11 protein-coding genes are annotated in these 15,021 nt (G+C 71.1%); 6 read left to right on the forward strand and 5 right to left on the reverse strand.

Annotated elements, in window-relative coordinates; all coding sequences use genetic code 11:
- The first annotated feature begins 954 nt into the window (after positions 1-954).
- The 3 genes from GGQ91_RS18750 to metB all read left to right on the forward strand — a co-directional run bounded on the left by GGQ91_RS18750 (position 955) and on the right by metB (position 5,332).
- Positions 955-2,679 carry a putative bifunctional diguanylate cyclase/phosphodiesterase gene (locus GGQ91_RS18750; RefSeq protein WP_182592628.1) on the forward strand — a complete coding sequence of 575 codons (1,725 nt, stop codon included), beginning with the start codon at positions 955-957 and terminating at the stop codon, positions 2,677-2,679.
- 27 nt (positions 2,680-2,706) lie between these two features.
- Positions 2,707-3,687, forward strand: a complete 981-nt coding sequence (locus GGQ91_RS18755) for a BLUF domain-containing protein (RefSeq protein ID WP_182592629.1) — start codon at positions 2,707-2,709, stop codon at positions 3,685-3,687.
- A gap of 484 nt (positions 3,688-4,171) precedes the next feature.
- On the forward strand, positions 4,172-5,332 hold the full coding sequence (metB, locus tag GGQ91_RS18760) for a cystathionine gamma-synthase (RefSeq protein WP_182592630.1): 1,161 nt from the start codon (positions 4,172-4,174) through the stop codon (positions 5,330-5,332).
- Positions 5,333-5,341: 9 nt separating this feature from the next.
- On the opposite strand, the gene GGQ91_RS18765 is transcribed toward metB, so the two are convergent.
- Positions 5,342-6,097 carry a hypothetical protein gene (locus tag GGQ91_RS18765; RefSeq protein ID WP_182592631.1) on the reverse strand — a complete coding sequence of 252 codons (756 nt, stop codon included), beginning with the start codon at positions 6,095-6,097 and terminating at the stop codon, positions 5,342-5,344.
- 153 nt (positions 6,098-6,250) lie between these two features.
- Positions 6,251-8,380 carry a TonB-dependent receptor gene (locus tag GGQ91_RS18770; RefSeq protein WP_182592632.1) on the reverse strand — a complete coding sequence of 710 codons (2,130 nt, stop codon included), beginning with the start codon at positions 8,378-8,380 and terminating at the stop codon, positions 6,251-6,253.
- A gap of 512 nt (positions 8,381-8,892) precedes the next feature.
- On the opposite strand from GGQ91_RS18770, the gene GGQ91_RS18775 reads away from it, so the two are divergent.
- The 3 genes from GGQ91_RS18775 (at position 8,893) to GGQ91_RS18785 (ending at position 13,015) form a co-directional block, all read left to right on the forward strand.
- Positions 8,893-9,873 (forward strand): hydroxyacid dehydrogenase, encoded by a 981-nt coding sequence (locus GGQ91_RS18775; RefSeq protein WP_043759665.1) that lies wholly within the window; start codon positions 8,893-8,895, stop codon positions 9,871-9,873.
- 218 nt (positions 9,874-10,091) lie between these two features.
- Complete coding sequence (locus tag GGQ91_RS18780; protein WP_043348722.1) at positions 10,092-12,437, forward strand: Orn/Lys/Arg family decarboxylase; 2,346 nt, start codon at positions 10,092-10,094, stop codon at positions 12,435-12,437.
- Positions 12,437-13,015, forward strand: a complete 579-nt coding sequence (locus GGQ91_RS18785; RefSeq protein WP_043348725.1) for a GNAT family N-acetyltransferase — start codon at positions 12,437-12,439, stop codon at positions 13,013-13,015. The genes GGQ91_RS18780 and GGQ91_RS18785 overlap by 1 nt, the downstream gene beginning before the upstream one ends.
- Positions 13,016-13,182: 167 nt before the next feature.
- On the opposite strand, the gene GGQ91_RS18790 is transcribed toward GGQ91_RS18785, so the two are convergent.
- The 3 genes from GGQ91_RS18790 to GGQ91_RS18800 are packed head-to-tail and all read right to left on the reverse strand — an operon-like array spanning position 13,183 to position 15,018.
- On the reverse strand, positions 13,183-13,779 hold the full coding sequence (locus GGQ91_RS18790; protein WP_182592633.1) for a YceI family protein: 597 nt from the start codon (positions 13,777-13,779) through the stop codon (positions 13,183-13,185).
- A complete protein-coding gene (locus GGQ91_RS18795; protein WP_043387087.1) occupies positions 13,776-14,381 on the reverse strand; it encodes a cytochrome b in 606 nt (201 codons plus the stop codon). Before GGQ91_RS18795 ends, GGQ91_RS18790 begins: the two co-directional genes overlap by 4 nt.
- 16 nt (positions 14,382-14,397) lie before the next feature.
- Complete coding sequence (locus GGQ91_RS18800; RefSeq protein ID WP_043759663.1) at positions 14,398-15,018, reverse strand: YceI family protein; 621 nt, start codon at positions 15,016-15,018, stop codon at positions 14,398-14,400.
- Positions 15,019-15,021: the final 3 nt, after the last annotated feature.

The raw sequence follows: 15,021 nt of genomic DNA on the forward strand, positions 1-15,021 counted from the left end.
AGATCGGCACAAGTCTCTCACGCCAGACCCTAAGGCCTGGCCGCAAGGACAAACGCCGCCCGCGTCTCCCTTCCTCAATTCCAACTTGTCAAAGATCAGTAATCACTCTCGTAATTACCTTTCGAGGAGAAGTCAAGTACCTCGGCTTTCGCCAGATCTACTTTTCTAAACCTCGGGAAGTCCGTCCGACCCGCTCCGTTTTTCTTCCGGACCGCGTCGGGAGGCGCCGTATAAGCCGCCCCAGACTTCCGTGTCAACCGCCCTTTTTCCCGGCGAAAGAACCGAACCGGTCGAGCCGGTCTCCGGTGCCTCCGTCGACAAAGCGCAACGCAGAACGGCCCGGGGGCCCTTCGGTGAAGCGCTGGACGATGGACGCTCCCTCAGTCGCCGCGTGCGGGTTGAGCCTGGGCTCAAGTCCGACGACCATCCGACCCTGAGGGTCGTCGCTGGCCGGCGATGCTGCTGGAAGGACCGGAGGACGGCGTGCCGTCGCGTCCGGTGAAGCGGATGTAGTGGGGCTCGCCGCGCGACGCAAGGGGCCGGGCGCAGGCCGGCCAAGCCCGGGATGCACACCTCCGCATCCGCGCCCGACCGACCGCCGCCGCCGCATCGCCTGGGTCCTCCGCGGACCGGCGCTCTGGCAAGCGTCCTGTCCGGGCGCCCGAACCGATCCCCCTCGCGCGGCCGACAGGCCGGGCGCTCCGGCCGGAAATCTGCGGATCGCCGCGATCGCCGACGCCCGCCCCCGCCCGCGGCTCCCTGAAGAGTACCGGGCTCATGGCATGAGCGCAGCGGACCGGGCGGCGGCGAGCGACACGATCGCATTCGCAGTCTTGAACGCAGATCAAGCCCGCGATCTTCTGGTCCTTAAAGATGGAATTAGCATCTTCGCATCTATGGAGTCCCTGTTTCCAGCCGCAGCTTGCCCGGCGGCTCACTCCGAGGCCCCTTGGCATGCGCGCGGATCCCCAGCCTGCCGACCTGTCGCGCCGGGAGGCGGCGCGTCCGCCCCTGTCGGAGCGGGGCGTCGGGCGCGATCCCCTGCTCCCCTTTCTCGACGCGGTCCGGCAGGGTCTGCTGATGATCGACCCCACCGGGACGGTCATCGCGGCGAACGCCCCGGCCCGGCAGCTCCTGGCCGGCCTCAATGTCACGCTGCGGGTGCAGGCTTCGGCGATCCCGCTGCTGCGGGCCCTGCGGGCCGGGACCGCCCCGCCGCGGGGCGCTCTGCTGCGCAGCCTCCGCCGCGCGCTGGCCCGGCGGCAGCCGGTCGTGTTCGAGTTGCGGCACCGGGACCACACGGTCCAGGTGGAACTCCATCCCCTCGCGACGGGCGGCTGGGTCGTCTCGCTGGAGGATGTCAGCACCCGGAAGGCCACGGAAGCCCGGGCCGACGCGATGGCGCGGCGCGATCCCCTCACCGGTCTGCCGAACCGCCTGCTCCTGCGCGAGCGTCTCGCCGAGGCTCTCGCGCGTCTCGCGCGCACGGGCGAGTGCTGTGCCTTGCTGCTGATCGACCTCGATCGGTTCAAGCCGGTCAACGACACGCTCGGTCATCCGATCGGCGACGCGCTGCTGGAGACGGTCGCCGACCGCCTGCGCTCGACGGTGCGGCCCACCGACACGGTGGCGCGGATCGGCGGCGACGAGTTCGTCATCCTCCAGGCCGGGATCCGCGACGCGGCGGGCACGCAGGCCCTTGCCCGCCGCGTCGTCGACCTGATCGGCCGCACCTACATGGTGGAGGGCCATCTCCTGACGATCGGCGCCAGCGTCGGCGTGGCGCTGGCCCCCGAGGACGGGACCGACGCCGACCGGCTCCTGAAGAACGCCGACCTCGCCCTCTACCGGGCCAAGCTCGACGGCCGCGGCACCTACCGGTTCTTCGAGCCGGAGATGGATGCGCGCATGCAGGCGCGCCGCAAGCTCGAACTCGACCTGCGGCAGGCGCTCGCCCGGCGGGAATTCCAGTTGCACTTCCAGCCGCAATTGCAGCTCGCGAGCGGCACGCTGATCGGCTGCGAGGCCCTGATCCGGTGGCGCCATCCCGAACGCGGGTTGGTCTCGCCCCTCGATTTCATCCCGCTTGCCGAGGAGATCGGCCTCATCGTCCCGATCGGCGAGTGGGTCGTCCGCCAGGCCTGCCGCGACGCCATGACCTGGCCGGAGCACATGTCGGTGGCGGTCAACGTCTCGCCGGCGCAGTTCAAGAGCGACCGGCTGGTGGAGACGATCATCTCGGCCCTGGCCGGCTCGGGGCTGCCCGCCCGGCGGCTGGAGGTGGAGATCACCGAGGGCGTGCTGCTGCAGGAGAACGACAGGACGCTCCAGACCCTGCACCGGCTGCGGGAACTCGGCGTGCGCGTCTCCATGGACGATTTCGGCACCGGCTACTCGTCGCTGAGCTACCTGCGCTCGTTCCCCTTCGACAAGATCAAGATCGACCGTTCCTTCGTGAAGGATCTGACCAGCAAGCCCGACGGCGAGGCGATCATCCGGGCGATCGCCGGCCTGGGCAAGAGCCTGGGCATGACCACCGTCGCCGAGGGCGTCGAGACGGCCGAGCAGATGCAGCGCATCCGCCTGGAGGGCTGCACCGACGTGCAGGGCTACCTCATCAGCAAGCCCGTACCCGCCGAGGACCTGCGCCAGGTCTTCGCCGGCTTTCCGCAGACCTGATCACTCTCCCCTTCGGAACGCCTTGCCATGAGCGACCTCTACCGTCTCGTCTATGCCAGCAAGAACCTGCTGCAGGGCTCGGAGCCGGAGGTGATGGCCGCGGTCCGCCAGATCCTGGACGCGTCCCAGCGGAACAACGCGGCCCTCGGGGTAACCGGCGCCCTGATGTTCAACGCGGGCGCCTTTGCGCAGGTGCTCGAAGGTCCGCGTCGGGGGGTCGAGACGACCTTCGAGCGGATCCAGCGCGACCTGCGGCACGACGACGTCACGGTCCTGCAATGCGGCCCGGCGGAGAGCCGCGCCTTCGCCAACTGGTCGATGGCGTTCGTGGGCCAGTCGTCCAGCGGGCAGGCCCGCTTCAGCAGCCTCTCGGCCGAGAGCGGCTTCGACCTCGCGCGCCTCGACGGCGACCGGGTCTTCGCCATGCTGCACGGGCTCGTTCTCGAGGAAGAGGGATTTCCGGTCGTGGGGGCCGATCCCGTGGCGACAGCTATCTCGGAGACCGCCCCCGTGGAGGCCGCTCCCTTGAAGAGCGCTCCCGTGGAGAGCGCGCCCTTGGCGGCCGGGCCCGAGCCGCGGACGGCTGCCGGGCTCGACGTCGCGCAGGTGCGGGCCGAGATCGCGCGGCTGCGTCCGGAGCCCGCATCCCAGGCCCCGGCGCCGGCTCCTGCCGGGTCGGATCGGGCGCCGCGGGCCGCACCGGTCCTGCGTCGCCCCGCCGGGACGCGCGGCGCGGCCGAAGCCGCCCTCAGTGTGCTCAAGGCGGCCCTGGCGAGCGAGCGGCAGCGTACGACCGACCTGCGGGCGGAGATCGACGGCCTGCGCGTCGCACTGGCCGCCTCCGCGGACCGGCTTGAGGGCCTGCGCGACGAACGGGACCTGTGGGCCGGACGGGCCGGTCTCCTGGCCCGCACCCTGGCGCAGGAGGCCGATGGCGTGCGGGCCGCCGCACCGGCCGTGCCGGACGAGACGCCACCGGCGGCGGTGCGCGACACCCGCACCGCCTGACTCCGCCGCGGCGGGCGGGCGAAAGGGTGTCATCGTGGCCGACCTTGAGGGACCCGATGACGCGGCCGCACGACCTCCGGAGCCCCCGGGCATGACCGGTGGCGCCCTGGGCCTGCGCCTGTCCGCCATCGACAGGACCACCCTGTTCGACGCGTTCACCCCGCAGCACGCACAAGGCCTGCGGCACTGGCACGCGGTCGTCATGCCCGGCCAAGGTGGCGACCCGACCGCCGGGGCGACACAGTCCTGCGCTACGGACTGTCCACCGTGATGCTCGGTTATCGGGGGGCGGCCCTGCTGCGCGCGGGGATCCGACGGGACAGGTCTTCGCCGGCATGGCGCCGTGGCCGTGGCATCACCGGGCGCTGACTCTCCCAGCATGAACGCGGGATCGTTCTCTTGAAAGTCTGATACGTTCTGCATAAAGAACGCCCGTTCGCTCCGGTTGGACGGTGCGGACGATCTCTGCGTGGAGGACGAGGCGATGTCAGAGGGATTTGCGGCCCGTACCGTTGCGGCGGCCAACGGCGTGGCCCAGGACGCGGCCTTCGGCGCGGTGATTGCGCCGATCCACCTGTCGACGACCTTCAAGTTCCCGGCCTTCGAGCAGGCCGGACCCTATGACTACTCGCGTCTCGGCAACCCCACGCGGGACGCCCTCGCCGACACGATCGCCAAGCTCGAGGGCGGCGCCCGCGCCGTCATGGTGGCGAGCGGCATGGCGGCCCTCGATCTCGCGCTGTCGAGCGTGCGGCCGGGCGATCTCCTGGTCGCGCCGCACGATTGCTACGGCGGGACTCACCGGCTGTTGAGCTTCCGCGCCGCCCGCGGGCATTACCGCGTGGCCTTCGTGGACCAGACCGATCTGGACGCGCGGGCGGCGGCCCTGGCCGAGGGGCCGAAGGTCGTGCTGATCGAAACGCCCAGCAACCCGCTGATGCGCGTGGTGGATATCCGACGCATCACCGCGGACGCGAAGGCGGCCGGCGCGCTGGCCGTGGTGGACAACACCTTCCTGTCGCCCGCCCTGCAGCAGCCGATCGCCCTCGGGGCGGATCTGGTCGTCCATTCCACCACCAAGTTCCTGAACGGCCATTCCGACGTCATCGGCGGGGTCGTGGTCGCCGCCGACAAGGCCGTTGGGGAGGAACTCGCCGCCTGGGCGAACACGATCGGGGTCACGGGCTCGCCCCTCGACGCTTATCTGACACTCCGTGGCCTGCGCACCCTGTTCGTGCGGGTGGAGCAGCAGCAGCGCAACGCCGCCGTCCTGGCGGCCTTCCTGGAGGCGCATCCGGCGGTGGCCCGCGTGCATTACCCGGGTCTGCCTACCGATCCGGGACATGCCCTGGCGAAGACGCAGCAGGCGGGCTTCGGCGCCATGCTGAGCTTCGAGCTCGCCGGGGGCCGTGCGGCGGTGAAGACCTTCGTGGAGGCCCTGCGGGTGTTCACGCTGGCCGAATCCCTGGGCGGCGTCGAGAGCCTGATCGCCCATCCGCCGACCATGACGCATGCGGCCATGGATCCGGAGGCGCGCGCCATCGCGGGCATCACCGACGGGCTGCTGCGTCTCTCTGTCGGCCTGGAGGCGGAAGCCGACCTGCTGGCCGACCTGTCGCGGGCCTTCGAGGCCCTGGACGGCTGAGCCGGCCGGTCACTCCTCCTCGACCACGCTGAACCCGGACTCGTCCTCGACCACCCGGAAACGGGCGCGCTGCACGGTCCGGGAGCGCTCGGCCGCCTCGTCGCGGCACTTGTCGACATGGGCGGCGCGGTTGACCACCTGCAGGTTCGGCGCCCCCCAATAGCCGAGCAGCACCGGCCAGGGCGCGTCGCGGTGTTCCCGCCAGACCCGGTAGAGCGGCAGGGTGTGGTCGACCTCGGCCGTCTTCAGCAGGCGTTTGCCGGTGGTGGTGCAGCGATGTCGCTGGCGGAGCTTCAGCGCCCGGACCTGGGCATGCGGCGCGATCCAGAACTTCCAGGCCGCGACACAGGCTGCGTGCCAGCCGGCATTGGTGTTGGGGGCGCCGCGCGCCCAGAGATCCCGGTGCCAGCCGAACCGGTAGACCGGCTGACCGCAGATGCAGCAGACGCCCCGGCCGCGGGCGAAGGCCGGATCGCGGTAGGGTGCCGGCGGCATGCGGAAGCTTCCGGCCCGGCCCTCGGCCCCGAGCTGCCAGGTCCAGCCCTCCGGCGTCCCGGAGCGGGCCGCCAGCGCCCGGGCCAGCCGGTCGGCGCGGAGGATGTGGTTGCGCCAGTAGCTCTCGACGGCGAGCCGCGGTGTCGGCGGGATCAGCGGGCGCGCCAAGGCGTGCTGAAGGACCGGTGCCGGGAAGACCGACGGCAGGGCCCGTTCCAGCCGCGCCCGGGCCTGCTCGTTGCGGAGGGTGCGCCAGCTCGATGTGGTCATGGTGGACCGGTGGTAACCCGGCCGGCGCCGCGCCGCGACGGCGCCGCTGCAACAGCGGGCGGCCCCCGCACGCCCGACCTTCAGGGTTAAGAAAATGTTTCCCGTGAAACATCGCGCGGCTCGTCAGAAGCAGCATGGCCGCTCCGGTCCGGCTCAGAGATCCACCCCCATCGACAGGAGGTAGGTGCGCGGCGCGCCCTGAAAGAAGGTGCCGAACGACGCGACCCCGGTCCAGTACCGCGCGTCGGTCACGTTGAGGACGCTGGCCCGGAAGGTCGTCGGCCGCTCGGCGACGAGGGTCGTGTAGCGCAGGCCAAGGTCGAGGCGGGCCCAGGCCGGCAGGGCCTGGGTGTTCGCGAGGTCGACGAACTGCCGCCCGGTGGAGATGACGGCGCCGTTGAGCGTCAGGCCGGGCAGCCCGGGCAGGTCCCACTCGGCGCCCAGGCTCGCCTGGGCCTCCGGCACGCCGATCGGCCGGTGCCCGCGATTGGCGGCGAGCGCCGTCCGGACGAGGCGTCCGTCCAGCAGGGTCACGCCGCCGACCACGCGCACCTGCGGCGTGATCTCGCCAAACAGGCTCAGCTCGAGGCCGCCGACGCGCTGCTCGCCGGTCGCCGCGAAGCGCCCCTGCGGGCCGAGTTCGCCCGCGGGCTTCGTGATCCGGAAGGCGCCAAGCGTGGCGCCGAACCGGCCGAGATCGAGCTTCACACCCGCCTCGACCTGTCGGGCCACGTAGGGAGCGAGGATCGTGCCGGAATTGGTCGCCACCGCCGGGGCCACGTCGCCGCGGCTCAGGCCCTCGATGTAGTTGCCGTAGAGCGAGACCGAGTCCCAGGGCCGCACCACGAGACCGACCATCGGGGTCGTGGCGCTCTTGTCGTACGACGAGGCCAGCGTGCCGACATTCGACAGGTAATTGTGCGCCTCCACGCGCTGGCGGCGCACACCCAGGGTCAGCAGGACGCGCTCGTCGAGGGCCGACAGCGTGTCGGCCACCGCGATCCCCGACAGGGTGCTGTCGGACAGGCGGGGCCGGCCGATGCCGTAGATCGGCGCGATGTACGGGACGAGGGCCGGCACGTAGAGGTTCGACAGGTAGGCGCCCCGGCCGGGCGAGAACCGCCGTCCCGTCGCCTCGTCGTACACGGAGCCCTGAAGCGTGAGGGCGTGGCGGATGAATCCGGTCTCGAACCGGGCCCGGACGCCGGCGTCGTAGGTGAGCCGGTCGACGCCGAGGGCGTAGAATTGCGGCGTGCTGGTCGTGTCGCCGCGGCCGTTGAGGATCGTCGGTGCCGATTGGAAGTACCGCTCCACTCCGGTCTGCCCGCCGCCGACATCCGCGAACAGCGTGACCTGATCGGTCAGGTCGTACTCGGTGCGCAGCAGGCCGCCGCGATCGTCGACGTCCGAGTATTCCCAGGGCTGGGTCAGGTTCAGGCGACCGTCGGGCGCCCGCGGTACGGGCACGCCGGCCCGCAGGAGGAACGGGCGCAGCGGCGCGTTGAAGCGGTCCGTCTGCGCCAGCAGGTAGAGCCACGCGCGGAACCGGTCACCCTGGTAGTCGAGGGCCAGGGCCCCGACGCCGGTCGTCTCAGTCTGGCGGTCGAAGGGCGTGGCGCCGCCGTGCAGGCTGCCGACGACGCGGGCGCCCCATTCCCGTCCCGGCCCCCAGCGGCGGGCGACGTCGACCTGGCTGCCGCCCCAGGCGGTCGAGCCGTAATCCAGGGTGACGCGGGTCAGGTCCGCGCCGGCGCGCTTCGGGACGATATTGACCACGCCGCCGACCGCGCCGTTCGGCGACACCCCCGTGAGGGCGGCGGACGGCCCCTTTAGGACCTCGATGCGCTCCACGTAGTCGGTGAAGATGCGGAAGCTCGGGGCAATGCCGTAGAGCCCGTCGAAGGCGACCTCGCCGCTGGTGTTCTCGTTGGACGGGAAGCCCCGGATGGAGAAGGAGTCGAACGGCGCCCCCGTGGTCTGGGTGGCGCGCACCGACGGGTCGAGGACCAGGGTCTCGGACACCGTCCGCGCCTGCCGGTCCCGGATGAGCGTGTCGGTGTAGCTGGCGATGCTGAAGGGCGCCTTCTGGATCTCGGTATCGCCCAGCAGGCCGAGGCGACCGCCCCGCGCCACCTGACCGCCGGCATAGGCCGGGACCGGTCCGCGCGGCGCGGCCGCGCTCGCGACCGAGATTTCGTCGAGCTGGACCTCCCGGCCGGCCCCGGCCTCCTCCGCGCGGGCCGCGTGCAGCCCGGAACCGACGAAGCCCAGCAGGACAGCCATCGGGAGAACCGGCCGGGCCGCGCGCCGCCGGCGCCGGTTCCGCGCGGAAACCGACACCGAGAAATCTTGAGACCGCATTGTCGTGACGAAAGCTCCGAATCACGGAGCAAGGCAGCAAATATCTCTACGTGTGTCAAAAATACATTTGGATTAATTATAATTATATTCAGCGCACGCAGGGTCGATCTACGTGATCGATATTGAGTGCGTTCTATACTGAATTCCATTGCCGAACGACATCATTATCAGTGCCTCACTCATCATCGCACGGTCGAGCCGGCGATTTCGCGGAAGGCCGGGCCAGAGCTCGGCCGAGGCGCGCGGCCGGGATCGTCGGGCCGGGCGGGGCGTGCGGGGCCCGACACGGCCGCGATCGGGTGTGGATCGCGCGCGTCCGATCGGGTTGCCGCGGCGGAGACCGGGGCGCCCGGTTGCCAGGGTTGCCCACCCCGCCTAGACGGGCCCGGCGCGAAACGTGCCTGTCACCCCTCCTCTAGTGCAGAGGTTTTCCCGTGATCACCGGTCCGTGCCTCATCGTCCAGCCGATCCACGCGGCGGGCCTCGACCGGCTGCGGGCGGCCGGATTGGAGCCGCGTCCGGCGAGCGGCACGGATCCCGAGACCCTGGCCCGCGAGGCCGCCCCGTGCGTCGCCGTCATCACCCGCAACACCGGCTTCCCGGCCCGCGCCATCGCGGCGGCCCCGGCCCTGCGGGTGATCGGCGTGCACGGCACCGGCACCGACCACGTCGCCACCGCCGAGGCGACCGAGGCCGGGATCGTGGTGGTCAACACGCCCGGCGCCAACGCCGTCTCGGTGGCCGAGCAGACGCTGGCGCTGATCTTCGCCCTGGCCAAGGCCCTGCCGGAGGCCGACCGCTCGGTCCGGCGCGGGGACGACAGCTTCAAGTTCACCGCCCGCCTGATCGAGCTGGCCGGCCTGACGCTGGGCCTCGTCGGCTTCGGGGCGATCGGGCAGGCGACGGCCCGGCTCGGCACGGCCCTCGGCCTGCGGGTGCTGGCCTACGGCCCGAGCCGGCCGGACGCCGACTTCGCCAATGCCGGCGCCCTGCGGGCTCCTTCGGTGGACGCGCTCCTCGCGGAGGCCGACATCGTCTCCCTGCACGTGCCCCTGACCCCTGCCACCCGCGGCCTGATCGGCCGGGACCAGCTCGCCCGGATGAAGCGGGACGCCTTCCTGATCAACACCAGCCGCGGTGGTCTGATCGACGAGGCGGCCCTGGTGGAGGCGCTGGAATCCGGCACGATCGCGGGCGCCGGGCTGGACGTCTTCGCGCAGGAGCCCCTGCCGGCCGACCACCCCCTCGCCCGTCAGGCGCGGGCGATCCTGACGCCCCATGTCGGCGGTTCCACCGGGTCGGCCCTGATCCGCACCGCCGAAACCGCCGCCGGCCGCGTGGTCGACGTGCTGGCAGGCCGGCGGCCGGGCGGACTGGTCAATCCGGATGTCTGGGCGCGGCGGCGCGCCCTGTGATACCCTGAGACGGGTTGCCGCCGCGGGCCGCGCGACCGATCTCCGACCGGCACCTCAGGATGAGGGCGCGGGTGGGAAGGCCGCGGTCCAACGGCTCCGACCGCGCCCGGATCAAGCCCTTTCGTCCGCACCACGACCGCCCGCCGCGCACGTTGTCATGCAATCGTCGCAGACGGGCCGGAAAGCCACGCGCTGCATCCGAGGCCAGAGAGGGCTCCATGGACTTCCACCGTCGCTTCACGGTCCTGATGTGCGCCCCCGCCTTCGATCCGGACGATCTCGAAGGGGCGCGCGTCAATCAGATCGTGGCAGCCGTGGAGCAGCGCGGCTTCGAGGTGGTGCGCGCCCGGCGGGTCGAGGACGCGGCCATCGCGGTGCAGACCGACGCCGCGGTGGGCTGCCTCGTGGTCGATTGGGGCAAGCGCGGCCTCGACGGCAAGGCCGCCGCCCTCATCGACATGATGCGCAAGCGCGGCCTGGAGATGCCGATCGTCATCATGGTCCGCCGCAAGCGGCTGGAGGACATCCCGGTCGAACTGCTCGATTTCATCGACGGCTACATCTTCCTGGCGGAGGAGACCCCGGAATTCATCGCCCGCGGCCTCGTCAGCCGGGTCACGCAATACGCCCAGACCCTCAAGACGCCGTTCTTCGGCGCGCTCGTCGACTACGCCGAGAAGGGCAACCAGCTCTGGACCTGCCCGGGCCACAACGGCGGCATCTTCTACAACCGGTCGCCGATCGGCCGGATCTTCGTGGAGCACCTGGGGGAAGCGATCTTCCGTGACGACCTCGACAACTCGGTCCTCGACCTCGGCGACCTGCTGACCCACGAGGGCCCGGCGCTGAAGGCCCAGAAGGAGGCCGCGAAGATCTTCGGGGCCGAGAAGACCTACTTCGTCCTCAACGGCACCTCGGCCTCCAACAAGATCGTCCTGTCCTCGCTGATCGCGGAGGACGACCTCGTCCTGTTCGACCGCAACAACCACAAGGCGGCGCATCACGGCGCCCTGTTCCTGGGCGGCGGCATCCCGATCTTTCTGGAAACGGACCGGAACGCCTACGGCCTGATCGGCCCCATGTATCATGAGGCCCTCGACGAGACCCGGATCCGGGAGAAGATCCGCCGGAACCCGCTGGTGACCGATCCCGAGGCGTGGCGCCGGGAGCGGCCGTTCCGCGTCGCGGTGATCGAGCAGTGCACCTACGACGGCACGATCTACGACGCCCAGGAGATCCTGGAGAAGATCGGCCACCTCTGCGACTACATCCTGTTCGACGAGGCCTGGGCGGGCTTCATGAAGTTCCACCCGCTCTACGCCCGCCGCTTCGCCATGGGGCTGACCGGCCTCGACGAGACCTCGCCCGGCATCGTCGCCACGCAATCGACCCACAAGCAGCTCGCGAGCTTCTCCCAGGCCTCGCAGATCCACACCCGCGACGGGCATATCCGCGGCCAGACCCGGCGGGTCGAGCACAAGCGGCTCAACGAGAGCTTCCTCGTCCACGCCTCCACGTCGCCCTTCTACCCGCTCTTCGCCTCCCTCGACGTCGGCGCCCAGATGATGAAGGGCCGCTCCGGCATGATCCTGTGGGACGACACGATCCGGCTCGGGATCGAGTGGCGCAAGAAGGTCCGGGCGATCCGGCGGGAATTCGAGGAGAACGAACGCGATCCCGCAAGGCGCTGGTTCTTCGACCCCTTCGTGCCGGACGTGACGGTGAATGCCGACGGGGCCGAGGTGCCGTGGGAGAGCGTGCCGACCGACGAACTCGCCGCCACGCCGCGCCACTGGGAGCTGAAGCCGGGCGCCCGCTGGCACGGCTTCACCCACGTGGCGCCGGGCTACGCGATCACCGACCCGAACAAGCTCACCGTGCTCACCCCCGGCTTCGACCGGCACACGGGGGCCTACGCCCAGCACGGCGTGCCGGCGCCGATCGTGGCCCAGTACCTGCGTGAGAACCGGATCGTCGCCGAGAAGAACGACCTGAACTCGCTGCTCTTCCTGCTGACCCCGGGGGTCGAATCCTCCAAGGCCGGCACGCTGATCTCGGGCCTCGTCGCCTTCAAGCGGCTCCACGACGACAACGTCCCGCTGGAGGAGGCCATGCCGGAATTCGTCAACCGCCGGCCGAACCGCTACCGCGGCGTGCGCCTGCGCGACCTCTGCGCCGAATTCCACGCCTTCCACCGGGAGGCCGGCACCTCCACGCTCCAGCGGCGCCAGTTCGCCCCGGAGCACCTGCCCGAGATGGTGATGCCGCCCAAGAAGGCCGCCCAGCTGCTGACCCGCAACAAGGTGGATTACGTGCCGATCGCCGAGGCCGAGGGGCGGATCGCCACCACGCTGATGCTGGTCTATCCCCCGGGCATCGGCACGGTGCTGCCGGGCGAGCGCCTGGACGACCGGGCCAAGCCCATGCTCGACTATTTCAAGATGTTCGAGGCCTCCGCCAACCTGTTCCCGGGCTTCGAGGCCGAGATCCAGGGCGTCTACCGCGAGGTCGATCCGGACGGGCGGATCCGCTTCCACACCTACGTGGCACGCGAGGGGGCCTGATGGAGATCGAGGTCGAGACGCCCGGCCTGGTCCCGGCCCGCACCTGCCCCGACATCGTCATCCGCGCCTCCTCGGATGCGGATGTCGAGGCGATGGTGGCGATCTACGAGCACCACATCAGCAGGGGCGTGAGCGATGTCGGCGTCGCCGAGGAGGACCGTCTGCTTCCCGACGACCTGAAGCGGCGGCGCAAGACCATGCGCAAGAAGCGCCTGCCCCACCTCGTGGCCGACCGGGACGGCGCGGTGGCGGGCTACGCCTACGCGGTGCCGTTCCGGAAACGCCCGGCCTACCGCTACACGCTGAAGCACTCGATCTACGTGCATCCCGACCACCTGCATGCCGGGATCGGCCGCCGGCTGCTGCCGGCCCTGATCGAAGCCTGCGCGGCCGGCGGCTACCGCCAGATGATCGGCTACATCGACGCCGAGAACGCGGCGTCCCTGCGGCTCCACGAGGCCTGCGGGTTCGAGCGGGTCGGCTACCTGCGGGCGGTGGGCTTCAAGTACGGCCACTGGTCGGACAGCGTCATGGTCCAGCGGGCGCTGGGCACCGGGTCGGAGGACCGGCCGGGGTAGCGGGCCGGGACGGGGCGGCGTCCGACGCCCGGCCGCCGTCATTGCGAGCGCAGCGAAGCGATCCAGGAGCGCCACACTTACGGAGGGCGCGCTACCCTGGGTCGCTTCGCTGCGCTCGCGATGACGGAGCGCGTGACACCCGCCGAAGGAGTCGACCGGGGCCGGGATCAGTGGCCGGAGGCCGGCTGCGCCGTCGCGACGATGTCGACCTCGACGCCGACATCGAGCGCCACCCATTGGCCCGAGGCCCAGGCCCCCTGGCCGACGCCGAACTCGGTGCGGACGAGGCCGACGCGCCCCACGGCATGCGCCGCGCCGCCGTCGAAGGTCAGGTGGAACGGCAGCGTCACCGGCCGGCTCGTGCCGCGGATCGTCAGCGTCCCCACTGCCGCGTAGTCGCCCTGCCCCTTGTCGACGAAGCGGGTCGCCTCGAAGCGCGCCTGGCTCGCCGCCTTGACGTCGAACCAGTCCTTCTGCGGCAGGGCCTCGTCGCGCTGGACGTCCCCGGTCCGCGCGCTGGCGAGGTCGACCAGCACGAGCGCGTGCCCCGCCTCGGGCTTGGCGGGGTCGAAATCCACGCTGGCCGTGAACCGCTCGAACCGCCCGGTGAACGGGACGCCGACCTGCACGCCCGAGAACCGGATCGCGCTCCGGGCCGGATCCACCGCCCACTCGGCGGCGGCGGCCGGCAGGACCCCGCTCAGGAACGCGCCCAAGAACGCGCCCTGCAGCGCCGCGAGCAGGCAGAGGTGACGCGCGTTCATCGGGTGGGCTCCACGATCGGGGCGGTCGACGGCCGGCGCCCCGGCAGCATGCGGCGCAGCACGTCGTCGCGCAGGAGGAAATGGTGGCGCAGGGCGGCCGCCACGTGGACGGCGAGGAGGGCCGCCAGGAACCACGCCCCCAGGGCATGGACCTGCTTGAGGAGGCCCTCGGCGGCGGCGGGGTCGGGGACGTGGGCCGCCAGCGGCAGGTGCGGCCAGGGGACGAGGCCGTAGAGCACCGTCGGGATGTTGAACGGCGACAGCGAGACCACGGCCCAGCCGGTCAGGGGCAGCCCGACGAGGAGCAGATAGAGCAGGTGATGCGCCGCCGCGGCCGCCCGCCGCTCCCGCGCCGGCATCCCAACCGGGTGCGGTGGCGGCCGGTGGGTCAGGCGCCAGAGGAGGCGCAGGACCGTCAGCGCCAGCACCGTGACGCCGACCGACTTGTGCCACTGGTAGAGCTGGAACTGGCGCAGCGGCGCCAGGGCCGCGTGCGTCATGGTCAGCCCGAGGCCGATCAGGACGAGCACGGCGAGCGCGCTCGCCCAGTGCAGCAGGATCGCCACGGCGGAGTACCGCCGCGCGGAAACCCCGTTCGCCATGGCCGATCCCCCGGTGTCAGTCCTGCTTCTCGAAGGCGCCCGCGATGGTGAGGTGCAGCTCGTCGCCGATCAGCGGCACGTAGGTCTTCACCCCGAACTCCGAGCGCTTGAGCGTGCCGGTGGCCTCGAAGCCGACCGTATACTTCTTACTCAGCGGGTTCACGCCGGCGCCGACCAGGGTGACGTCCAGCGTCACCGGCTTGGTCACGCCGTGGAGCGTCAGGTCGCCCGTCACCTTCGCGTGGTCCTTGCCGGCCGGCGTGACCTTGGTGGACACGAAGGTCATGTCGGGGAACTTGGCGGCGTCGAGCCACTGGTCGCCCTTGAGCTCGTCGGTGAGCTTGGCGCTGGTGGTCGTCACCGAGGCGACCGGGATCTTCACCGAGAGCTTGGCCGCCGCCGGGTTCTTCGGCTGCAGCTCCAGCGTGCCGGACACGTCCGAGAAGCCGCCGGCATAGTTCGAGAAGCCCATATGGGACACGCGCCAGCCGACCTGGGTGTGGCCGGGATCGACCGCGTAGGTGCCGGCCTGGATCTGCGCCGGATCGCGGGTCGGCGGGGTCTGGGCCAGCGCCGAGGTGGCGACCGGGGTGGCGACCAGCAGGGCCAGCAGGCCGGAGGCAAGAATCGACTTCAAGGG

Origin of the sequence: Methylobacterium fujisawaense (assembly GCF_014138435.1) — a bacterium.
GTDB classification, from domain to species: Bacteria; Pseudomonadota; Alphaproteobacteria; order Rhizobiales; family Beijerinckiaceae; genus Methylobacterium; species Methylobacterium fujisawaense.